19 protein-coding genes are annotated in these 22,382 nt (G+C 63.3%); 10 read left to right on the top strand and 9 right to left on the bottom strand.

Annotation, left to right across the window (positions count from 1 at the left end; genetic code table 11):
- Positions 1–70 precede the first annotated feature (70 nt).
- The 6 genes from QZ613_RS18085 to nirJ all read right to left on the bottom strand — a co-directional run bounded on the left by QZ613_RS18085 (position 71) and on the right by nirJ (position 6,019).
- The gene (locus tag QZ613_RS18085; RefSeq protein WP_043562693.1) at positions 71–1,474 is read right to left on the bottom strand and encodes a DEAD/DEAH box helicase; all 1,404 of its coding nucleotides are present in this window, start codon (positions 1,472–1,474) and stop codon (positions 71–73) included.
- A gap of 286 nt (positions 1,475–1,760) precedes the next feature.
- Entirely contained in the window at positions 1,761–2,309 is a 549-nt protein-coding gene (locus tag QZ613_RS18080) for a chorismate lyase (RefSeq protein ID WP_291868121.1), read from the bottom strand.
- 56 nt (positions 2,310–2,365) lie between these two features.
- Complete coding sequence (locus QZ613_RS18075; protein ID WP_291983412.1) at positions 2,366–2,809, bottom strand: DUF192 domain-containing protein; 444 nt, start codon at positions 2,807–2,809, stop codon at positions 2,366–2,368.
- Positions 2,810–2,851: 42 nt separating this feature from the next.
- Entirely contained in the window at positions 2,852–3,160 is a 309-nt protein-coding gene (locus QZ613_RS18070; protein WP_043562695.1) for a hypothetical protein, read from the bottom strand.
- A gap of 67 nt (positions 3,161–3,227) precedes the next feature.
- Positions 3,228–4,826, bottom strand: a complete 1,599-nt coding sequence (locus QZ613_RS18065; RefSeq protein ID WP_043562697.1) for a nitrite reductase — start codon at positions 4,824–4,826, stop codon at positions 3,228–3,230.
- Positions 4,826–6,019 carry a heme d1 biosynthesis radical SAM protein NirJ gene (nirJ, locus tag QZ613_RS18060; protein ID WP_291868127.1) on the bottom strand — a complete coding sequence of 398 codons (1,194 nt, stop codon included), beginning with the start codon at positions 6,017–6,019 and terminating at the stop codon, positions 4,826–4,828. The genes QZ613_RS18065 and nirJ overlap by 1 nt, the downstream gene beginning before the upstream one ends.
- A gap of 475 nt (positions 6,020–6,494) precedes the next feature.
- Between nirJ and clsB the strand changes: the two genes are divergently transcribed.
- Complete coding sequence (clsB, locus tag QZ613_RS18055; RefSeq protein ID WP_043562700.1) at positions 6,495–7,655, top strand: cardiolipin synthase ClsB; 1,161 nt, start codon at positions 6,495–6,497, stop codon at positions 7,653–7,655.
- Here clsB and gluQRS read toward each other — a convergent pair.
- The gene (gene gluQRS / locus QZ613_RS18050; protein WP_043562701.1) at positions 7,652–8,593 is read right to left on the bottom strand and encodes a tRNA glutamyl-Q(34) synthetase GluQRS; all 942 of its coding nucleotides are present in this window, start codon (positions 8,591–8,593) and stop codon (positions 7,652–7,654) included. The genes clsB and gluQRS overlap by 4 nt on opposite strands.
- An 81-nt stretch (positions 8,594–8,674) precedes the next feature.
- On the opposite strand from gluQRS, the gene argB reads away from it, so the two are divergent.
- The 4 genes from argB (at position 8,675) to QZ613_RS18030 (ending at position 15,046) form a co-directional block, all read left to right on the top strand.
- Positions 8,675–9,562 carry an acetylglutamate kinase gene (gene argB, locus QZ613_RS18045; RefSeq protein ID WP_043562703.1) on the top strand — a complete coding sequence of 296 codons (888 nt, stop codon included), beginning with the start codon at positions 8,675–8,677 and terminating at the stop codon, positions 9,560–9,562.
- Between the two features lie 25 nt (positions 9,563–9,587).
- Entirely contained in the window at positions 9,588–10,220 is a 633-nt protein-coding gene (locus QZ613_RS18040; protein WP_291868132.1) for a pyrimidine 5'-nucleotidase, read from the top strand.
- 122 nt (positions 10,221–10,342) lie between these two features.
- Positions 10,343–13,951, top strand: coding sequence for a PAS domain S-box protein (locus QZ613_RS18035; protein WP_291868135.1), 3,609 nt, complete (start codon positions 10,343–10,345; stop codon positions 13,949–13,951).
- Between the two features lie 6 nt (positions 13,952–13,957).
- Positions 13,958–15,046, top strand: coding sequence for an acyltransferase (locus QZ613_RS18030; RefSeq protein ID WP_291983409.1), 1,089 nt, complete (start codon positions 13,958–13,960; stop codon positions 15,044–15,046).
- Here the strand turns inward: QZ613_RS18030 and hemB are convergent.
- Together hemB and yihA are read right to left on the bottom strand one after the other, a co-directional pair.
- The gene (hemB, locus tag QZ613_RS18025; protein ID WP_291983407.1) at positions 15,039–16,055 is read right to left on the bottom strand and encodes a porphobilinogen synthase; all 1,017 of its coding nucleotides are present in this window, start codon (positions 16,053–16,055) and stop codon (positions 15,039–15,041) included. The genes QZ613_RS18030 and hemB overlap by 8 nt on opposite strands.
- A gap of 191 nt (positions 16,056–16,246) precedes the next feature.
- Complete coding sequence (gene yihA, locus QZ613_RS18020; RefSeq protein WP_291983405.1) at positions 16,247–16,957, bottom strand: ribosome biogenesis GTP-binding protein YihA/YsxC; 711 nt, start codon at positions 16,955–16,957, stop codon at positions 16,247–16,249.
- A 122-nt stretch (positions 16,958–17,079) separates the two neighbouring features.
- On the opposite strand from yihA, the gene QZ613_RS18015 reads away from it, so the two are divergent.
- The 5 genes from QZ613_RS18015 to ilvN all read left to right on the top strand — a co-directional run bounded on the left by QZ613_RS18015 (position 17,080) and on the right by ilvN (position 22,353).
- Complete coding sequence (locus QZ613_RS18015) at positions 17,080–17,715, top strand: c-type cytochrome (protein ID WP_043562711.1); 636 nt, start codon at positions 17,080–17,082, stop codon at positions 17,713–17,715.
- A gap of 136 nt (positions 17,716–17,851) precedes the next feature.
- Positions 17,852–18,283 (top strand): CBS domain-containing protein, encoded by a 432-nt coding sequence (locus tag QZ613_RS18010; RefSeq protein WP_043562712.1) that lies wholly within the window; start codon positions 17,852–17,854, stop codon positions 18,281–18,283.
- Between the two features lie 397 nt (positions 18,284–18,680).
- Complete coding sequence (locus QZ613_RS18005; protein WP_291983403.1) at positions 18,681–19,967, top strand: cation:proton antiporter; 1,287 nt, start codon at positions 18,681–18,683, stop codon at positions 19,965–19,967.
- 389 nt (positions 19,968–20,356) lie between these two features.
- A complete protein-coding gene (gene ilvB, locus QZ613_RS18000; RefSeq protein ID WP_043562714.1) occupies positions 20,357–22,039 on the top strand; it encodes an acetolactate synthase large subunit in 1,683 nt (560 codons plus the stop codon).
- 5 nt (positions 22,040–22,044) lie between these two features.
- A complete protein-coding gene (gene ilvN / locus QZ613_RS17995; RefSeq protein WP_043562716.1) occupies positions 22,045–22,353 on the top strand; it encodes an acetolactate synthase small subunit in 309 nt (102 codons plus the stop codon).
- Positions 22,354–22,382 lie beyond the last annotated feature (29 nt).

Here is a 22,382-nt window from a genome sequence, read left to right as displayed (position 1 = left end):
ATGCCCGGCGAGGGGCCGAAAAAAAGCCCGCGCTCGGCGGGCTTTTTCGTTTCAGTGGCGGCTTGGTCAATCAGCGATCGCCGTAGGCTCGGCGGTTGGCGTTCGCGCCACCCCCATGGCCACTCTTCGGTCCTTCGCGGTAAGGCGTCCGCGGCATGCCTTCGCGGCGGGGAACAAATGGCTTCCCCTGGCGGTTGTCGCCACCCTTCCAGCCCGCCTTGCCGGTCGGTCGCGGTTTTGCCGGTGCTGCCCGACGCGTCGGCTCGTGACCTTCGACGACGGCGACCGGGATCAACTGCTTGGTGAAGCGCTCGATCTTGCGCACGTTGAAGTGCTCGGCGTGATGAACCAGCGAGATGGCCAGGCCATTGCGGCCGGCACGGCCGGTACGACCGATGCGGTGCACGTAGTCCTCGGCGAACTTCGGCAGGTCGTAGTTGAAGACGTGCGTGATCGTTGGCACGTCGATGCCGCGTGCGGCGACGTCGGTGGCCACCAGGATGCGCACCTGACCGCGACGCATGGCGGTGAGCGTGCGGTTGCGGGCGCCCTGGTGCATGTCCCCGTGCAGCGCCGCGGCGTTCAGGCCGGCGACGTTGAGGCGATCGCTGACCGTATCGGCGTCACGCTTGGTGGCGGTGAACACCACCGCTTGATCGATCGACGCATCGCGCAGGAGGTGGTCAAGGAGGCGGTTCTTGTGCGACAGGTCGTCGACGAAGTGCATGCGCTGCTCGATGTTGTCGTGCCGGGCGGTGGTCGCATCGACGCGAATCTGCAGCGCGTCGCGGGTCATCCGCTTGGCCATCTCGCCGACCGTTCCGTCGAGCGTCGCCGAGAAGAGCATCGTCTGGCGATCGGCCGGAGTCGCCGACACGATTCTTTCGATGTCTTCGATGAAACCCATGTCCAGCATGCGGTCGGCTTCGTCAAGGACGAGGATCTCCAGTTGCGAAAAGTCGATCTTTCCCGAACTCATGTGGTCGATCAGGCGGCCCGGCGTGGCGACCAGGATCGCCGGATTGCGGCCGAGGAGTTCCATCTGCTTCGGATAAGGCATGCCGCCGAGAATGGCAACGGCGCGCACGTGGTGCACCTGGCGGCCGTACTTGTCGGTGGCGGCGGTGACCTGCAGGGCGAGTTCGCGGGTCGGCGTCAGGACCAGCATTTTCGGCTGCGCTGGCTGGAAGCGCTGGCGATCGTTACCGCGCGAGCGGGCCGGGCGACGTTCCTGGCTGCTCGGGCTCGTCGGGCGGGCTGCTTCGGGCGCGCGTTCCTGCGCCGCGAAGCGATGTAGCGCCGGCAGCATGAAGGCCGCCGTCTTGCCCGAGCCGGTCTGCGAGGAAACCATCAGGTCGCGGCCTTCGAGGGCTGCCGGAATGGCCTGTTTCTGGACCGGCGTCGGTTCGCTGTAACCGGAATCGGTAAGGGCTTTGAGGATGGCCGGGTGGAGGCCAATTTCTGCAAAAGTCATGGTTCTCTTTTCGATGGATGCGCCGCACTCTAGCGCCAGGGCATAGTGCGTTGCGAAAAAACAAATGCAACGCCAACCAACGAAAAGCTGAGAGAAGCTTCGATCGATTCGATCGTTTCGATCGATTCACGGAAGTCAGCAGCTATCGGCACAAAAGCTTTGTGCCAGTGCGGCGCTGAATGAATCGACACCAGAAGGCAGGGGGGCTTGAGAGTTACGGCCAGGTTCGCGATGCTCGTCGCACCGTGCGGCATGTTGCCGTTCAGTGCAGCCGCGCATTATAGCATCAGCTCGCTGCAGGCGGTGCTTTTTTGCCTGTCTCGCTCAGTTTAAGTATCCGCGCTGCGAAAACCTCGGTGACCAGTACCGATTGCGCGCCAAAACGGAAGTGCGAGCGACGCGCCCACAGGCTGTCGGGCGCCGTCCCGTCGCGTTGCAGGGCGTGCAGCGCCGGTGCGAACAGGGCATGGCGGTTATCGAGGCGCCGGAAGTTGATCTTGCCACGTTTGAAGCCGGGGTGCGCGAAGAGCAGCGCGCCAAGCGAGCGGTTGCCCAGGCGCGCCAGCCAGACCTGCAGCGGGCCGCGTGGCCGACGCGGCAGCACGGTGTGGGCGAAGACGACCACCTGCTCATCACAGAGCAGAGCCACTTCGCGAATCCATGCCAGTACGCCCGGCCCGATACCCAGCCGCCGCGCCTCGTCGGTGGTCGGCAGGCCGAGGCCCTGGCGCAGCACACGTACCGCGAAGCCTCCTCTGGCCTGGATGCGCGCGGTCAGCGAGGCGCGGTCTCGCAGCCAGGGGATGAATGCGACGTTGGCGGGGGTGCGCAGCAAGCGGCTGCGCCAACGCCCCTGGGATGCGCTGCTGTCGAACACCCGCCCGGCTTCGCTTATTGGGGACGCGGCGACTTGTCGATACCGGCGATGCGCGCGCCCGGCTTGATTCCCTTGCTGGCGAACCAGTCGAGGTTCATTTCCAGTGCGTAGCGTGCGTCAGCGGCTGCGCAGTGGTTGTCGTCGCTCTGCGGCTGCATTTTCTCGATGTTCAGAATGCGCCCCTCGTCGTCGAGAAAGGCGACCGACAGCGGCAGCAAGGTGTTGCGCATCCACATGCAATGGCGGGCTGCCTGGGTAAAGACGAAGAGCATCCCGTGGTTGGCCGCCATGCTGCGGCGATTCATCAGACCCTGGGCGCGATTGGCTTGATCGGCGGCCACTTCGGCTTCGATGCGGTGAAAGCCGGCGCTGAGCTCGATGCGCGCGAGCTGCGCGGGAACGGGTGGGGAAGCCAGCAAGGAGGCTAGCGCGATCAGGAAACAAGAAAACCTGTACATCGGGAACTCCGGGAGGGAGGTTGGACTGACCAGCAGGGCGAATCAACGGCGATAAGCCGACAGCAAGCGCGCCGGAAAGGCGCCAAGAAGGTGCTGGATCATGACTACTTCCGTGATTTGCTCTTCGCTGGCGCCTTGCTTGTGGTTTTCGCCTTGGCATTGGTTTTGGCCGATGCGCCCTTCTGCGTGGGCGATTTTGTCGTGGCGCTCGACTTCGCCGCGACGGGTCTGGCGGATGACGAATTCTTTGCTGCTTTCGCTGCCGGCTTCGGGTGCACCGTGGCTTCGCCGAGGCTTACCTCGGCAGTGGCATTCTCGGCGGCTTTTGGTACCGCCAGTGTTGCCGTGCACGAGAGCAGGAGTGCGGCAGCCAGCAGGCTGCGCGCGGAAGGCTTGATGTTCGTTTTCATGGCCAGGGTCAGTGACTGGTGCCTTCGGAACGCGATATCTTGTTCCACACGTTGTACTTGCCGACCGGTTTCCTGGCCGGAATCCGCTTCACTTCCTTGAGCGTTTGCGCGTCGATCACCACTATTGCGCCATCGTCTTCCCAGAGGCTGGCCAGCGCGTAGCGCCCGTCACGAGTGAACTCGACGTGGGCCAGCGTCTGTCCCGGCTTGGCCCTGATCTGCCCGACCACTTCCAGGCTCTGTTTGTCGATCACCTGCAGGACATTCTTGTTTTCCTTGCTCATCATCGAGTCGGTGAAGGCGTAGCGGCTGTTCTCGTGGCTGCGCAGGAAGAATCCCGGTCCGAGCGTCTTGATTTCCTTGATGATCTTGTAGGTTTCGAGGTCGATGACGGTGATCACGCCTTCGTTCAGGTTGGGCGACGCCATGACCGTTCGCGTGCGACCCGCCGGGTCTGTCCACTGCCAGGTGATGCCCGAGCCAAGATGCGGCATTCCCGGCAGGTCGAGGTCGGCGATTTTCTTGCGGCCATCGAGAAAGATCACCTGTCCCTTGCTCGCCGAGCGCGACGCACCCAGGATCACGTGGTAGCTCTGGGTGAAAAAGAAATCGTCGAGGTAGTCCTTGAGCATCGTTCGCCGCGGATAGAACATGGCCGGTGTGAAGTGTCCTTCCCGGTACTGGTAGTCGTGAACGAGACCTTCGGCAACCGGTTCGGCGTCGGGATCGTAGCTGATCTCCCAGGCTTCGGGAACGTCTTTCAGCGCGGCGACGAAACTCTTGCGCGGCGCCGCGTCGTAAACCGCCGACACGCGCGAAGTCTTGTCGCCGGCAGCGTTGAGCGTCGGGATGATCTTTACCAGCGAGAGGTCCTTGGCGTCGAGCAGGACCAGGCTGTGGGGCAGGTAGTTGGCGACCATCACCCACTTTCCATCTCCGGAGACGGCGGCGTTGCGCGTGTTCAGGCCGGCGCGAATCTCGGCGACGACGACCAGGTTGTAGATGTCGAACTTTGTGATCCAGCCGTCGCGCGAAGCGAAATAGACGAAGCGGCCGTCAGGCGAGAACTTCGGTCCGCCGTGCAGCGCGTAGCGGCTGGGAAAGCGGTACAGGCGTTCGAGCTTGTCGCCGTCGAGTACCGACACGTGATTGTCGCCGGTTTCGACGACGATGAAGAGGTTGAGCGGGTCGGCACCTTTCAGCCCGGCGCCAGGCCGGTCGGGCAGCTTGGCGGCGTCGGCGTTGACCACCTGCGAGGAGCGAATCTCGCTTGCGTCCCATTGCGGCGCCGGCGTCACCTCGCTGTAGATCAGGTCGGCGAGTTGTTGCACCTGGTCGGCGCTCAACTTGTCGCCGAAAGCCGGCATTTGCGTGGCCACTCGTCCTTCGCCGATCACTTTCAGCGCTTCCGGCTTGCGCAGTCGGGCCAGGTTCTCCGGCAGTAGCGCCGGACCGATACCGCCGAAGCGCGTCTCGCCGTGGCAGGCGGCACAGTGCTCCTTGTACAGTGCCTGTACGCCGGGAACATCGGCTGCGCCGGCGAACGACGATACACTGGCGAGAGACGCCGCCAGGCAGACGGCAGAAATTCCCAGGTGCCAGTTCATCAGGCTCTCCGCAGTCTGATGTGCGGGGTGACGGTCAGGCGTTCGCGGCCAGGCTCGACACCGATTTCCTCGTCGTCCAGATAACAGCCCGGGTCTTCGGCCCAGGCGTCGCCGGTCAGCTGTTGGGCGCGCACGCGCGTGTTGCCGTTGCAGATGTCGAAGTGCTGGCAGTCGCCGCAACGTCCGGAGACGCGGCGCGGAAACTGTTTCAGACCGGCCATCAGGGGGTCGGAAACGTCCGTCCAGATTTCCGAGAAAGGCCGCTCACGGATGTTGCCAAGGTTGTAGTGCCACCACATGGTGTCCGGATGGACATTGCCCAGATTGTCGATGTTGGCAACATTGACTCCCGATGAATTGCCACCCCATTGCGCCAACCGGGCACGGATGTTGGCCGCCTTGTCGGGAAACTTCTTCTTCACCCAGTAGAGGAAGTAGACGCCGTCGGCGTCATTGTTGCCGGTCGTGAATTCCTTGTGCAGGCCGCGCTGCTGATAATCCCAACAGGTATCGAAGAGCAGATCCATCGCCCAGCGCGTCAGCTTGTGCTGGGCATCGTCCTTGCGGTTCTTGTTGCCGCGGCCAGCGTAGTTGAGGTGCGAAAAGTAGAAGCGGTCGATGCCTTCGTCCTCGACGAGTTCGAGCAGCCGCGGCAGGTCGTGCGCATTGTCCTGGGTCATCGTGAAGCGGACGCCGATCTTCAGACCGAGGTCACGGCACAGGCGAATGCCTTTCAAAGACGCATCGAAGGCCCCTTCCATACGCCGGAACTTGTCGTGTGTCGCGCCCATGCCGTCGAGCGAAACGCCGACGTAGTCGAAGTCGCATTCGGCGATGCGATCGATGTTCGTCGCGTCGATCAACGTTCCATTGGACGACAGCCCGACGTAGAAGCCCATCGCTTTCGCCCGTTGGGCGATGGCGAAGATGTCCGCTCGCAGCAGCGGCTCGCCACCGGAAAGAATCAGCACCGGAACGCGAAAACGCTTGAGGTCGTCCATCACCGAAAAAATCTCGTCGGTGCTCAGTTCGCCGGGGAAGTCCTTGTCGGCGGAAATCGAATAGCAGTGCTTGCAGGTCAGGTTGCAGCGGCGGATGAGATTCCAGATCACCACCGGCGCCGGCGGGTTCTGCTTGGGGCCGGGCTGCTTGGGTGCGACAAGTTCCTGCATGTACTGGGAGATTCGAAACATCGTGCACTTCCCGAAAGGAAACCGTGTATTAGAGAGCAGCCCCGGCAGCTCGGCCTTGACGTGGATCAAGGCTCCGAGCATCCGGTGCCGGGCCTTCGATCAGGCGCAAGCCTGGCCAGGCGGCTGTTCGCCGCGCGGAGAAAGTCGCATTCTCACCCTCGTTTCTCCCGCCGGCAAGCTGTGACCGTCGATTCCTGGATTGGTGCGTTGCCGATGGGCGTGGTCATGGGGTATTTTCGCGGCGGCCAGGCGCTCCGGGCCGCGCGAACCGCTTTGTGCATGGCGCTGGACGCCGCTTCGTGAAGCGTTGAAAATGGCCGCTGGACGTCGTCGCGGCGATGGTGGAGTGATGGGCGTGGCGCGCATGGGGGCTGTGGCGGATCCGGTTGGCCGTCGTTTCTTAGTGGGTTTCTCGAGGTCGCAGGGCAGATGAAGGTAACAAGCTGGTGCACGCGGCGCAGCCGGGGCCGACTCCATGGCCGCTGAGTTCCTGCCCGGGAACCGCCTGACCTTGCTCAACAGCGGCAGCGAGTACTTTCCGGAACTGATCAGGGCGATCGACGGCGCACGCCACGACGTGCACCTGGAAAGCTACATATTCGAGGACGATGCGACGGGCCGGGCGGTGGCTGCGGCGCTGTCGATGGCTGCTCGACGCGGTGTGACGGTACGCGTTCTGGTCGACGGCTTCGGCGCCCGCGAGTTTGCCGACCGCCTGCAACCGGGGCTGGTCGCCGCAGGCGTGCAGGCAATGGTCTACCGACCCGACATCGCGCGCTTCCGTTTGCGCCGCCATCGTCTGCGTCGCTTGCACCGCAAGCTGGCGGTGGTCGACGGCGAAATTGCCTTTGTTGGCGGCATCAATGTCATCGATGATCTCAATACCCCCTATCAGATTCCGCCCCGCTACGACTACGCCGTTCGCGTCGAAGGCCCCTTGCTGGCGCCGATCCAGCAGGCGCAACATCGGCTGTGGGAAATCGTGCTGTGGGCGAAGCTCAATCGTCGTTACCGCGTGACGAGAGGCGTGCCGACCGATCTCGGACCGTGCGGCGAGCAGACCGCGGCATTCCTGGTGCGGGACAATATTCTCCACCGCCGCGATATCGAGGAGGCCTACCTCGACGCGATCGGCGCTGCGCGGGAAGACATTCTCGTCGCCAACGCCTATTTCCTGCCCGGTCGCCGATTTCGCCGCGCCTTGCACGACGCCGTAAAACGCGGCGTTCGCGTGGTCATCCTGTTGCAGGGGCGGATCGAGTATCGGCTCATTCACTACGCCACGCAGGCGCTTTACGGCCGCCTGCTGGGCTCCGGCATCCGCATTTTCGAGTATCGACGCAGCTTCCTGCATGCCAAGGTGGCGGTCATCGACCGCCACTGGGCGACCGTCGGCTCGTCGAACATCGATCCCTTCAGTCTGCTGCTGGCCAGGGAAGCGAATATCGTCGTCAAGGATTCGCTGTTCGCCGAAAGTCTGCGCGAAAGTCTCGACCAGGCGATGCGCAATGGGGCGCGCGAACTGCCGGTCGATAGCTGGAAACGCCTGCCCTGGCATTCGCGCCTGCTGCGCTGGGCGAGCTACAACCTGGTCCGGATCATGGTTGGCATCGTCGGTTATGGCGGCAAGCGCTAGCCCGGGAAGATGCCACGCCGTGCGGGAACGCGCTCGATCGACCAGGCGGCAATCGCCCAGGGCCAGAAGTCACGCAGCGGTCCGCTGCTGATTTCCTGCGGTACGGTATGGCCAAGAAAGCGCAACGCCGCCGCCAGGGCAGCGCTGCCGGCCGACCGATCGACGGCCGGCGCCTGCGTTTGCTTGGCGAGCTTCTCGCCGCAGGCATTGGTCACCACGGGCAGGTGCGCGTAGGTCGGCGTGGCCAGCGCCAGGCGTTGCTGCAGCCAGATCTGCCGCGGCGTCGAATCGAGCAGATCGACGCCGCGCACCACCGCGTTGATTCCTTGCGCGGCGTCGTCAACGACGACTGCCAGCTGGTACGCGTACTGACCGTCGGCGCGCAACAATATGAAGTCGCCGACGGCGCGGTCGAGATTCTGCTCCACACGGCCCTGAACGCGGTCGCCAAAAGCGATCGTCGTGTCGGGCACGCGCAGCCGCCAGGCGCGCGCCGCACGGCCGCCGCGCAGGCCGTTGCGGCAGGTTCCCGGGTAGACCAGTCCGCCGTCGACCGCTCGCGGTGGCGAGCAGGCGGCGATTTCCGTTCGCGAGCAGGCGCAAGGGTAGACCTCGCCGTCGAGTTGCAGGCGCACCAGTTCGGCGTGATAGAGATCCAGGCGCTGGCTCTGGACGAGTACTTCGCCATCCCATGCGAAGCCGAAGCCTTCGAGGGTGCGCAGGATTTCGTCGGCGGCGCCGGGAAGCGTCCGCGGCTGGTCGACGTCCTCGATGCGCAGCAACCACTGGCCACCGTTGGCGCGGGCGTCGAGATAGCTGCCGACGGCGGCGACCAGCGAACCAAAGTGCAGCGGGCCCGTCGGTGAGGGCGCAAAACGGCCGCGATAGGGCGCAGGCAGGCGCCGAGCGCTCGCCTCCGCTACCCTGGCTGGGCTCATCGCGCTCGGCACCGGGCACGCCGCCTTTTTATTTCCAACTCTGCCGCGTAAAATGCGCCGGTCATTACAAGGACTCCAGCCATGAGCGATCGTGTGTTCACCCCTGCCAACGAAGCCGCCATTCTCGCCGAGGCGCTGCCGTACATCAAACGCTTCCACGGCAAGACCATCGTCGTCAAGTACGGCGGCAATGCGATGACCGACGAGCACCTCAAGCAGTGCTTCGCGCGCGATGTCGTGCTGCTCAAGCTGGTCGGGATGCACGTGGTGGTGGTGCACGGCGGTGGCCCCCAGATCGAAAACCTTCTCGCCCGGGTAGGCAAGAAGGGAAAGTTCATCCAGGGAATGCGTGTCACCGATGCCGAAACGATGGAGATCGTCGAGATGGTTCTCGGTGGGCAGGTCAACAAGGACGTCGTCAACCTGATCAATCAGGCCGGGGGCAAGGCCGTCGGCTTGACCGGCAAGGACGCCAGCTTCATTCGTGCCAAGAAGCTGTTGCTGGCCAACCACGAGAACCTCGGTGACCTGATCGACGTTGGCCAGGTCGGCGACATCACGCAGATCGATCCGTCGCTGATCGGCCATCTCGAGTCAGGCGGTTTCATTCCTGTCGTGGCGCCGATCGGCGTCGGCAAAGGTGGCGAAACCTACAACATCAACGCCGACGTCGTCGCCGGCAAGATCGCCGAAATCCTCAAGGCCGAAAAGCTGGTCCTGCTCACCAACACGCCAGGTGTCCTCGACGAGAGCGGCGAGCTGATCACCGGCATGACCCCCAACGAGATCGACGAGATGGTTGCGGACGGTACGCTGTCGGGCGGCATGCTGCCGAAGATCAGTTCGGCACTCGATGCCGCGCGCAGTGGCGTCAAGAGCGTGCACATCATTGATGGCCGCGTCGAGCACGCGCTGTTGCTGGAGATCCTTACCGATCACGGCGTCGGCACGATGATCAAGTCGCATTGACCGGGGCCTTCTGCTGAGCGCTTCCTTGCCGGTCTGGCTTTTCGATCTCGACAACACCCTGCACGACGCCAGCCCGCATATCTTTCCGCACATCAATCGTTCGATGGTGGCGTACATCTGCCAGCACCTCGGCGTGGACGAGGACGAAGCAACGCGTCTTCGGCAGGATTACTGGCAGCGCTACGGCGCCACGCTGCTCGGTCTGATGCGTCATCATGCGATCGATCCGGACCATTTTCTTCGCCATACGCACGACTTTCCCGATCTGCGGCCGATGCTGGTCTTCGAGCGCGCTCTGAAGGCCATGCTCGGTCGCTTGCCAGGGCGCAAGATCGTCTTCTCCAACGCGCCGGGGCGCTACAGCGAGGCGGTCCTGGAAATGACCGGCATTCGCCGCTGTTTCGACGCCGTCTACTCGGTCGAGCGCATCGGCTTTCAACCCAAGCCGGCAGTCGCCGGTTTTCGCCACCTGTTGCGCAGCGAGCGTCTACACGCGCAGCGCTGCATCATGGTCGAGGACGCGCTGCCCAACCTGCGTACTGCCAAGCGACTCGGCATGAAAACGGTCTGGGTGAGCGCGGCAACGCGCCAGGCGGCCTGGGTGGACGTGCGCCTGGCGTCCATTCTCGACTTGCCGCGTCATCTCGCCCGCCTGTGAGAGGCGGCCGATGGTCCTGCCAGGACCGTGACTGCCCAAACGCTTGTACACCGTGAGCCTTGCTCCACCGTGACCACCCGCAGTCGTGTAGACTCTGGCCGCACCAATTGCCGTCGGTTGCCATGAGAGAGTCCGGTTCCCTGGAACAACAGCTACTTGAGTACAAGGCCATCCTCGAGCATTCGGGGATTGCCGTGGTGTGCACGCGCAATCGTCGCGTGTACCGCTGCAACCCCCGCGCCGAAGAGCTTTTTGGCTGGCCGGCGGGGACGCTTGTCGGGCAGCCGGACCTTGTTTTCTACCCCGATAGCGCGGCGTGTGAGACCTTGCGCCGGCAAGCGCGCGCGGCCCTGCGCGTCGGTGAGATCCTCGATCTCGAAACGCAACTGGCGCGCCGCGATGGCAGTATCTTTGTCGCACATCTCATCGCCCGCGCGATCGACCCTGCCGCGCCGGGCCAGGGTGCCGTGTGGATCGTGCGTGACGTGACGCAGGAGGTGGACGCACGCGAAGCGGGCGCACGCTTGCTGCGCGAGCAGCAGCTCATTTTTCAGAACGCCGAAACCGGCATCGTCATCCTGCGCGACCGTGCCATCCAGCGCTGCAATCGACGTTTTGCCGAAATCCTGGGTTATGAGCCGGACGAATTGATCGGTTGCTTGACGCGTATCTACTACCCGAGTGAAGAGGCCTGGCTGGAGACCGGCCGCAAGGCTTACGCGGCAATTTCCGAGACCGGCATCTACCGCGGGGAGACGACGTTTATCCGCCGCGACGGAGCGGCGATCTGGAGCCATATCACCGGCAGCATGATCAATCCGGCGAAGCCCCAGGATGGCTACATCTGGTTGTACGAGGACGTCACCGAGAAGCGTCAGGCGAGCCGTGCGATGGACGCACTGCTGCGCGAACAGACGTTGATTTTCGAACGGGCGCCGATCGGCATCGTTTTCGTGCGCGAGCGGATCATTCAGCGCTGCAATCCAAGTTTCGAGAGGATCTTCGGCTATTTGCCGGGGCAGCTGATCGGCCAGTCAATGCGCGTCTGTTTCGCCAGTGAGCTGGCGTGGCGTGAAGCCGACGAACGCGTTGTCCGCGGCAGCGGCGCGGGCGGGACTTTCATCGGCGAGATCGAGTATTGCAAGGCCGATGGCGCGCCGATCTGGTGCCAGGTCACCGGTAGCCTGCTCGACCCGGAAAACCATGACCAAGGTCACGTCTGGCTGTTCCAGGACATCACCGCGCGTCGCGCAGCCGAGGAGGCGCTCGTCGAAAGCCTCTGGGAGCAACAGCTGATCTTCGACAACGCGATGATCGGCATTTCTTATCAGCGCGAGCGCACGATCTGGCGCTGCAACCGCCGTTTCGAGGAAATCTTCGGTTATCCCGTTGGCGCAATGACCGGGCAATCGACGCGCATTCTTTTTGCCACCGAGAAGGCCTGGGAAGATGCCGGACGGGAGGTCTATGGCGACGCGACAGGAAGCGGCTCCTTTGACGGGGAGTTTCTCTTCTCTCGTCGCGACGGTACGCCGATCTGGGTCCATATTATCGGTCGTACGATAGACGACGGGGATGCTCGCCAGACCTGGATCTGGACGCACGAGGATGTGACGGCGCATCGGGCCGCCCAGGAAGCGCTACGGCAGAGCCATCTCGAACTCGAACAGCGTGTCGCCGAACGGACTCACGAGCTGTCGCAACAGCTCGACTTCATGCACCAACTGGTCGAGGCCATCCCGGGGCCGGTGTTCTACAAGAATCGTCAAGGCCGCTACCTCGGCTGCAATCAGGCTTTCCTCGAAATGATCGGCAAGTCGCGCCGGGAAGTGGTCGGCGCGACGGTCTACGACGTCGCGCCGCGCGAGCTCGCCAACCGCTATATGGCGGCTGACGAAGAGCTCTTCCAGCGTTCGGGTTCTCAGGTCTACGAAACGCAGGTCCTGCGCGCCGACGGCAACTATCGTGACGTCGTTTTTCACAAGGCGATCTACGGCATGTCCGACGAAGTGGCGTGCGGTCTGGTCGGCATCATGCTCGACGTGACCGAGCGCAAGCGCATGGAGCAGCGCCTTCAGCAGGCGGCGACGGTTTTCGACAGCAGTGCCGAAGGCATCACCATCACCTCACCGAACGGAGAAATCATCGCCGTCAACCGTGCGTTTACCGAGATCACCGGTTACAGCGAGGACGATGTCGTGGGTGGCAACCCGCGCCTCCTGCAGTCGGGATTTCAGGACCCGGAGTTTTACCGCGAGATGTGGCGGACCCTGCACACTTGCGGGCGCTGGCGGGGCGAGCTGTGGAACCGGCGCAAGGACGGACAGGCGTTTCTGGAGTCGCTCACGATCAGCGCCGTGAAGGACCCGCAGGATCGGGTGACCCATTACGTTGGCGTTTTCTCCGACATTACCGAATTGCGCAAGGCGCACGATCAGCTCGACCATCAGGCGCATCACGATCCGCTCACCGGGCTCCCCAATCGGCTGTTGCTGGGCGATCGCCTGCACAAGGCGCTGCAGCGTGCTCACCGTGACGAGCGCGGACTGGCGGTGCTGTTTGTCGACCTTGATCGTTTCAAGAACATCAACGATACCCTCGGTCATCAGGTCGGCGATCGCGTTCTCTGTGAAGTGGCGCGACGCTTGACCCGACTGCGGCGCGAAGCGGATACCGTGGGCCGCCTTGGCGGCGACGAGTTCCTGATCATCATCGAAGACCTCGGCGATGCAGCGGCCGTTTCGCACATTGCGGAGAGGATTCTCGCCCTCTTGCAGGACTCGCCGGTGACCGTCGAGCACGAGTTCTACGTTGGCGCCAGCATCGGGATCAGCCTCTTCCCTCAGGATGGCGGCGACGCCGAAACGCTGATGAAGAATGCCGACGTCGCCATGTACCGGGCCAAGGAGCGCGGCCGCAATACCTATGAGTTTTTTACCAAGGAGCTGACCCAGTCGTCGCTCGCCCGCCTGCAGATGGAGACCGATTTGCGGCGGGCCATCGATCGCGGCGAGCTGCGCGTCTTCCTGCAACCCCAGTTCTCGCTGACCGGCGGCGAGCTGGTCGGCGCCGAAGCGCTGGTCCGCTGGCTGCGCCCCGAACGGGGGCTGGTGATGCCGGGAGAGTTCATCAGGCTTGCCGAGGAGTCGGGGCTGATTGTCCCGATCGGCGAATGGGTCCAACACACCGCCGCGTGCCAGTGGGCGGCCTGGCTTGGCGCGGGATTGAAGCCGGGCGTGTTGTCGGTCAACGTCTCCGGCGTCGAGTTCCAGCGCGGTCGAATCCAGGAAACCGCCTGCAAGACGCTGGAATCCTCGCAGCTGCCGGCGCAGTTTCTGGAGTTGGAAATTACGGAAAGTGCGATCATGACCCAGGCCGAAAGCAGCGTTCAGGTTCTCGATGCGCTGCGGGCGATGGGGCTCGGTCTGGTGATTGACGACTTCGGAACGGGCTATTCGTCGCTCGCCTACCTCAAGCGTCTGCCCCTCAACAAATTGAAGATCGACCAGAGTTTTGTTCGCGGCTTGCCAGGCGACGCCGAGGACCGGGCGATCACCCGCGCCGTGATCGCTCTTGCCCACAGCCTGCAACTGACGGTGATCGCCGAAGGCGTCGAGAGCGAGGCGCAGCGCGATTTCCTGGCCGGCGAGGGCTGCGACGAGATGCAAGGTTATCTGCGTGGCCGGCCAATGCCCCTCGACGACTACCGGCAGCGCTTCCTCGAGGGCTGAAGCGAAATGGCTGAAGCAAGTTTCCCGGCTGCAGGCTCCCGTTTGCCATTCATTGATGCGCTGAAGGCCGTCGCGCTGCAGTTGATCGTCCTCCATCATCTGGCTTTCTATGGACCGATGTCGGACCACGCCTACGCGTTGATTCCGGAGCTGCTTTCCTGGTTGAGTCAGCACGCGCGCGCGGTGGTGCAGGTGTTTCTGGTGATTGGCGGCTTCCTCGCCGCACGCAGTCTTGCTCCGACTGGTACGCTGGTGTCGAGCCAGCCCCTGCGGCTGCTCCTGAAACGCTACCTGAAACTGGCTGTTCCCTACCTCGCCGCCTTGCTGATCGGCATCGTCTGCGCCGCCCTTGCCCGCACCTTGATGACGCATGAATCCGTTCCGGAACAGCCGACGCTGGCGCAGTTGCTGGCCCACGCGCTGCTTCTGCAGGGCGTCCTGGGGTACGACGGTCTGTCGGCGGGCGTCTGGTACGTGGCCATCGATTTCCAGTTGTTTTCCCTATTGCTGGTGGTTCTCTGGCTGGCGCGCGGTGTCGGTGGTGGCGGCGCCGGAACTGCATTGGTCGGTGCGCTGCTGGTCGCCACCGTGGCACTGCTTTCGCTGTATTACTTCAACCGTGACCCCGCGTGGGACAGCTGGGCGCTGTATTTCTTCGGATCGTATGCGCTCGGCGCGCTGAGCTACTGGGCGGCGCGCGCGAAGCACGCTGTGCGATGGCTGTTGCTGATCGTCGTCGCCGTCGTCGCTGCCCTGCTGTTCGACTATCGTTCGCGCATCGCGGTGGCACTGTTGGTGGCTCTGGCGATCGGCCTGGCGAGCCGCTACGGCTTTCTGGCGCGCTGGCCGAGGTCGTCGCTGTTCGCCTACCTTGGGCAGATCTCGTACTCGGTGTTCCTGATCCACTTCCCTGTCTGTCTGATCATCAACGGGCTGTTTACTCGCGCCGGCGTGGCTGACCCGTGGCTCAATCTGGCCGGCGTCATACTCGCGTGGGCGGCGAGCCTGCTGGCTGGCGGGCTGTTCTACCGCTTTGTCGAAAGTCCCGCGCAGCGCGGGTTTCGCGGCTTTCGTGTCACGCCGCGTCTCACCTAGAGCTTTTCAACCAGGCCGCCGCGGTCAAGGCGAAGTAGCTCAGGATGCCGTCGGCGCCGGCCCGCTTGAAGGCCAGAAGACTCTCGAGAACGCATGCCTTTTCGTCCAGCCAGCCGTTCTGAGCGGCTGCCTTGAGCATCGCGTATTCGCCGCTCACCTGATACGCGTAGGTCGGTACCTGGAATGTCTGCTTGACCCGCCGGACGATGTCGAGGTAAGGCATGCCCGGTTTGACCATCACCATGTCCGCCCCTTCGGCGAGGTCGAGAGCCACTTCGCGCAGCGCTTCGTCGCTGTTCGCCGGGTCCATCTGATAGGTGTGTTTGTTGCCCTTGCCGAGGTTTCCGGCGGAGCCGACGGCGTCCCGGAACGGGCCGTAGAAGCTGGAGGCATACTTGGCCGAATAGGCCAGGATGCGGGTGTGAATCTTCCTCGCGGCGTCGAGCTCGTGACGGATGCGGGCTACCCGACCGTCCATCATGTCGGAGGGGGCGACGATGTCAGCGCCTGCCTGCGCGTGCACCAGCGCCTGTCGGGCGAGAACTTCGAGCGTTTCGTCGTTCAAGACATAGCCGGCCGGGTCGTTGGCGTCGATCAGGCCGTCCTGCCCGTGGCTGGTGTAGGGGTCGAGGGCCACGTCGGTAATCACCCCCAGGCCGGGGAGCTCTTTCTTCAATGCCGCAACGACCCGTGGCACCAGGCCGTCCGGGTTGTACGCTTCTTCGGCGCCGGCTGTCTTGCCCGCCGCGTCGATTACGGGGAATAGGGCCAGCGCCGGGATTCCCAGTTTCAGCGCCTGCTCCGCGGTCTTCAGCAGCCGGTCCAGGCTTTGCCGTTCAACGCCGGGCATCGACGCGATTGGCTCGACGCGGTTGACGCCGTCGAGGACGAACACCGGGTAGATCAGATCATCGGCGCTCAGCCGCGATTCGCACATCATGCGGCGGGAAAAGTCGTCGCGGCGCATGCGGCGCATACGCGTGTCCGGGAAGGCTGTTTGGTCGTTCATGGAATTCGCCAAGATCAAATCGATGCAATTGATGAAAAGATGTGTTTGCCGGGAACTATCGTCGGCCACTTCGCTCTTAGCAAGCGGGTGGCTTGCCCATCCCCCGCTTCACCTCCCTGAGCGGGTGCCTTATTCCTGTAAGGCATGTTGCCCCCGGCCCCCCTTTGCCGGGGGCTTTTTTTGTGCCTTGACTAGTGACTCTTGGCGGCGCTGCCGCTGCGCGCGCTCCAGCCGATGGCGCCGCGCTTCTTGGGGCGGGCTTTCTTCGCGCTGGCCAGTCCGGAGGGGGGGGCTGGCTCGTCTCGCAGCGGCAGGTCAAGCCAGTCGCCAAGGATCGCCTCTGCTTCCTTGACGCCCGATTTCTGCAGGCTCGAAAACAGCTGCAGGCTGAAGTTTTCGCCGATCGTGCCCAGTACCTCCTGTACCTCGCGAAAGACCAGTGCCTGTTGCTGGCGGGTCAGCTTGTCAGCTTTGGTCAGCAGGACGTGAATCGGTTTGCCGGTCGGCGCGAACCAGGCGAACATCTGCAAATCGAGTTCGGTGAGGGGGTGGCGACTGTCCATGATCAGGACCAGGCCACAGAGCGCGTTACGGTGGCGCAGGTACGGCGCCAGCAAGCCTTCCCATTGCGAGCGGATTTCTTCGGGGGCTTTGGCAAAGCCGTAGCCTGGCAGGTCGACGAAGTACTTTCCGGGTTCGAGCGCGAAATAATTGAGATGCTGCGTTCGCCCCGGCGTTTTCGAGACAAAGGCCAGGCGGGTGTGATTGGCGAGCGTGTTGATCGCCGAAGACTTGCCGGCATTCGAGCGTCCGGCAAAGGCGACTTCGCATTGCGAATCGGTCGGCAGATCACGCAAGTCGGCAACGGTCTTGCTGAAAGCGGCTTTCTGGAAGAGGGGCATCGGGGAACCTGCGAGTGGATGGACAGGCGCGCGTCCAGAGGGAAAACTGATATAGAATATCAGGTTTGTCGCTTGGCTTCGCCGGCCTCAGATCAGTCATTGTTGTCAACGGGAGTTTGGACATGATTCGTACAACGGCAGTTGCGCTTCTCCTGGCCGCCAGTTTGCCCGCCTTCGCGGCAGAGCAGGCGCCTGTACAGCTTGACTTAGCAAAAGCCAAGGAAATTGCGGAAGGCCTTTGCGTTGCTTGCCACGGTGCCGATGGCAACAGTCCGACGTCGGCAAATCCGATCCTTGCCGGCCAGATTCCGCAGTATCTGTACAAGCAATTGAGCAACTTCAAGTCGGTCGACGGAAAGCCGCCGGTACGTGACAACGCGATCATGGGTGGCATGGTCGCGGCCCTGTCGGATGAAGACATGCGCAGCCTGGCTGTGTACTTCTCGCAGCAAAAGATGACGCCTTCGGTGGCGACCAACGAGAAGCTGCTTGCCGAAGGTCAGGCGCTCTGGCGCAAGGGCGACTTTGACAAGGGCATCCCCGCGTGCGCTGGCTGCCACGGACCCGCTGGTGCTGGTTTGCCGGTGCAGTATCCGCGCCTGGCGGGACAGTATGCCGAGTACACGGTGAGCCAGTTGAAGACTTTTCGTAGTCACGAACGGGCCAACGACGCGGAGAAAATGATGCGCGTCATTGCCGGCAAGCTATCCGACCCGCAGATCAACGCCGTCGCCGAGTACGTTGCCGGCCTGCGCTAGGCGCCCCGGCTACCTGCGCTCTCGCTGGTTTCGCTGCGGATTTCCGGACACCCGCATCACGGTCAGGCTTTTCTTGGCAATGGGCGGCGGACGCTCTAGTATGGTGTCGTGACTTCTTGACCAGAAAGGACGTTTCATGAAGACGCTCAAGCAAATCCTCGACAGCAAAGGTGGCGTGCTGGCAACCGTCGCGCCGGACGACTCGGTTTTCAAGGCTTTGCAGGTGATGGCCGAACGCAACGTCGGGGCGGTCCTCGTCGTCGACCAGAATCGACTCCTCGGTATCTTTTCGGAGCGCGACTACGCGCGCAAGGTGTCCCTGTTAGACAAGTCCTCGCGCGACACGCAGGTTTGCGAGATCATGAGCAACAAGGTGTTGTACGTGACACCCGACCAGACCGTCGACGAGTGCATGGCGATCATGACCGAAAGACATTTTCGCCACCTGCCGGTGCTCAATGAGCAGCACGAACTTCTGGGCATCGTTTCCATCGGCGATGTGGTCAAGGAAACGATCTCCGAACAGCAGTTCATCATCCAGCAGATGGAAAAATACATCGCTGGCTGATCTCCGTATCGGTTCTTCTGGGCCGCCTTTCCTGGCCAGGCCGGCGGGTCGTCAGCGGCGAAGGGCGCTTCACGCAGTTTTTCTGAGGGCGCTTTGTCCGCGTCCAGCGGGCTTTCGTCGGCTTTTCCAGAGGCCATTCCCAAGCGCAGATTTCCACGCCTCTTGACGGCGCAGTCTTGGTTTTTGCGCCGAGCGACGTTCGCGAGAACGAGCCGGGGCTACGACTTCCTGTCGCCTGTCAAGCCGCTCGTACGCGACCCGTCAAGGCGCAGGCGAGGTCGGCTGTCTTGATGGATTCTGTCACGAGTTTCCCCTGCCGCCCGGTTGCTGACCTTACCCGCTTTTCGCGCAGCGATGCTCCTTGTCGGTGACGAGGGCTTGATCCCAGATTCGAACGATGACCTATCCCACTATCCTCAGCGCGTCCGTCTTCCTGCTCATCGTTTTCGCTGTCGAGCGTCTTTGCCGACGCTCGGGCGTTCCGTCGGTCATCGTGCTGGTGGCCAGCGGCCTCCTGGCACGGCCGATGCTCGACTCCTTTGGCGTGACGCTGGGCTGGGCCGGCACCCTGGTGCCGATCATCGGCACTATCGGCCTCGTGCTGATCGTCCTGGAAGGCGCTCTGGACATCGAGTTGCGACGCCAGCGCCTGCGCCTCATCGCGGCGACCTTTCTCCTGGCGACGGCCGGTTTCGTCATCGCTACCATCAGCTTCGCGTTGGCCGGGCGTTGGCTGCTGGGTCTTGGCACGGTGCAGTCCATTCTGCTGGCAACGTCGGTTGCCGTAATCAGCAGCGCGGTCGCCATTCCAAGCAGTACTTTTCTGCCGCCCAAGGCGCGCGAATTCATCACCTACGAAAGTTCGATGTCGGACATCATCGGGGTCCTGGTTTTCTTTTCCCTGCTCGGTTCGGATGGTACGGTTGGCGGCGCCCTGTTGGCGCTGCTCGGCGGCGGCATGTTGTCGCTCCTGCTATCGCTGCTCTGCGCCTTGGTGTTGATGCTGCTACTGCTGCGCGTGTCCGGGCCGATCCGCTTCGTACCCTTGCTGGCCGGCTTGTTCGCCTTGTACGCTACAGGCGAGCTGCTGCATCTCTCGCCGCTGATCATGGTGCTTTTCCTGGGCCTGTTGCTCAACAAGCCGTCGCTGGTTACCCGCTTCCGGCCGGTTCGCGCGTGGGTGAGTAGAGAATACGAATCGACGCTGTCCGAGTTTCGTACCCTGGTCGTCGAACTGACCTTCGTCGTGCGCGGCTTCTTCTTCGTACTGCTCGGCTACTGGACGGATTTGTCCGATCTCACCTCGTCGTCAGCCTGGCTTGGCGCGGGTCTGGTTCTGACGGTGGTGTACGGTAGTCGTTTCGTCATGTTGCGGCTGATGTTGGGGCCTGCTGCTGCCGGGCCGCTGATGTGGATTGCCCCGCGCGGCTTGATCACGGTTCTGCTCTTCCTGCACGTTCGCGACACGTTCTCGCTGCCCAGCTACCTCAATGGTTCGATCATGCTCGTGGTGCTGGCTTCGTCGGCTTTCATTCTGATCGCCAGTTATCAGGTCAACCGGCAGGTGCCGCAGGCAGCTCTCCCCGACGTGCCGCCCTTGCCGCCTCCCGACGACGAGGCACTGGCCAGCACACGCGAAGCAGTCGACGAGCCGGGCAGGGTTGACGTTCGCGAGCGCGCCTGAGCTGGTCGGCGTGACGGTCGCGCGTTCCCGGCACGCCTGATCGCTTGCCAGGCTTGCATTATTCGCGGCGCTCGGTTCTAATTACTCCTCTGCCCCGATGACTGCCAGCTGACGACGATGCGGCAATTCCACGACCATGATGTGTTTCCGCTTGCTCCTTCTGGAGCCTGTTTGGTTGTTGCCGTCGGCGTCTCTCCCGTAGGTGTCGTACGCTTGGTACGCGTACCAGGCGCCACGCCGGCAAGGGCCAGGAGAAGACAAGTCAAAGCGTAGGAAGAAACGACAACTCATTCCAGAAACCCCCGCCGGTGAAAGCCGGGCGGGGGTTTTGTTTTTCTGCAGCAACGTCCGGCAAAGTCAGCAGTGCAATTCAATTGAAGGAGAGTCCCTTGGCCAAGCAAACATTCGAAACCCTCAGCGGTGCACAGATCGTCGTGCGCCTGCTCGAACGACAGGGCGTGCGTACCCTGGCCGGTATCCCCGGCGGTGCAATTCTGCCCATCTACGACGCCTTGTCGCAGTCCGCGCTGATTCATCATGTGCTCGCCCGGCACGAACAGGGCGGCGGCTTCATGGCCCAGGGGATTGCTCGCGCCACCGGCGCACCGGCGGTATGCCTGGCTTCTTCAGGCCCCGGGGCGACCAATCTGCTGACGGCGATTGCCGACGCCAAGCTGGATTCGATTCCGCTGGTGGCCATCACCGGGCAGGTGCCGCGAGCGATGATCGGTACCGACGCCTTCCAGGAAGTCGATACCTACGGTCTGAGCATTCCGATCACCAAACACAACTTCCTGGTCAATTGTGCCGAGGACCTGCTCGAAGTCGTCCCGCGCGCCTTCCGGATCGCCGCTTCGGGTCGCCCGGGGCCGGTCCTGATCGATATTCCGAAGGACGTCCAGAATCAACTGGTCGAGGTCGGCGAGTGGCCCGCCATCGGCGTTGCCGAGCCCGTTCCAGCGCCGGCTGCCGAGCGGGTCGGCGTCGCTGCGGCGATGATCAACGAGGCCTCCCGGCCCATTCTTTACCTCGGCGGTGGGGTCGTCCATTCGGGCGCCTCCGCGGCCGCCGTGGCGCTGGCCGAAAAGGCCGCTTTGCCGACGGTGATGACCCTGATGGCGCTCGGTGCGCTGCCGGTCGAACATTCGCTGTCGCTCGGCATGCTCGGCATGCACGGGGCGCGCTTTACCAACCTCGCGCTTGACGAGTGCGATCTTCTGATTGCGGTCGGGGCTCGCTTCGACGATCGTGCGACCGGCAAGGTGGCGGGTTTCTGCCCGCAGGCCAAGATCGTGCATATCGACATTGACCCTTCGGAGCTGGACAAGATCAAGACCGCGCACGTCGGCATCGCCGGCGACGTCAACGCCGTGCTGCAAATGTTGCTGCCAGCGGTTGAGGCACAGCAGCGGCAGGCATGGCTGGCGCGTGTGGCCGGCCTGAAGGCGGCGCATCCGCTGCGCCTGCCGGGAGTCGACGACCCGCGTACGCCTTACGGTTTGATCCGCGCCGTCGCCGATTGCCTCGACGATCAGGCAACCATCACCACCGACGTTGGTCAGCATCAAATGTGGGTGGCGCAAGCCTACCCCTTGCGCCGGCCGCGCCAGTGGCTGACCTCCGGCGGTCTCGGGACGATGGGCTTCGGAATGCCGGCGGCGATCGGCGCGGCACTCGCCGAGCCGGAGCGGACGGTGGTCTGTTTTACCGGCGACGGCAGCATTCTGATGAACGTGCAGGAACTGGTGACCGCGGCCGAAGAGAAGGTCAATGTCAAGATCGTGCTGATGAACAATTCGTCGCTGGGCCTGGTTTTCCAGCAGCAGACCTTGTTCTACGGCGAGCGCATCTACGCGTCGAAGTTCAAGGGAATGCCTGACTTCGTCCGCGTCGCCGAGGGTTTCGGCGTGCCGGCCATCGATCTCGATACGGAGAGCGATCCGCGCGCAGCGCTGGCCGCCGCCTTGTCTGCCCCCGGCCCGATGCTGATTCACGCCAGCATCGCCATGCACGAACAGGTTTTGCCGATGGTGCCGCCCGGTGCCGCCAACAAAGACATGATCGGAGGCTGAACGCTATGAACTCGATCTCACGAACGGAAAATGAGGCGCTGGCGCGTACGGTGCTCGAACTGGACGTCTACAACCACCCCGGCGTCATGTCCCACGTCGTCGGTCTGTTCTCGCGCCGCGCCTACAACGTCGAAGGCATCCTGGTGATGCCGGTGGGCAGCGGCGTGACCAGTCGCATCTGGCTGCTGGTCAATGAGGACCAGCGCCTGGACCAGATGGTCAAGCAGGTGGAGAAGCTGGAGGACGTCCTGGCTGTGCGCCGGCACGGTGCCGAGCACGAGGTGTTCGTCCGCCTCGAGGAGTTTTTCCGCTAGCTCGCGCCGGCAAGGGGCCAGGCGGCGAT

The sequence above is a fragment of the Candidatus Accumulibacter sp. ACC005 genome, assembly GCF_907163215.1.
Lineage (GTDB): Bacteria > Pseudomonadota > Gammaproteobacteria > Burkholderiales > Rhodocyclaceae > Accumulibacter > Accumulibacter regalis.
The sequence above is the reverse complement of the archived record's forward strand: the minus strand, read 5'-3'. Positions and strand labels throughout refer to the sequence as shown.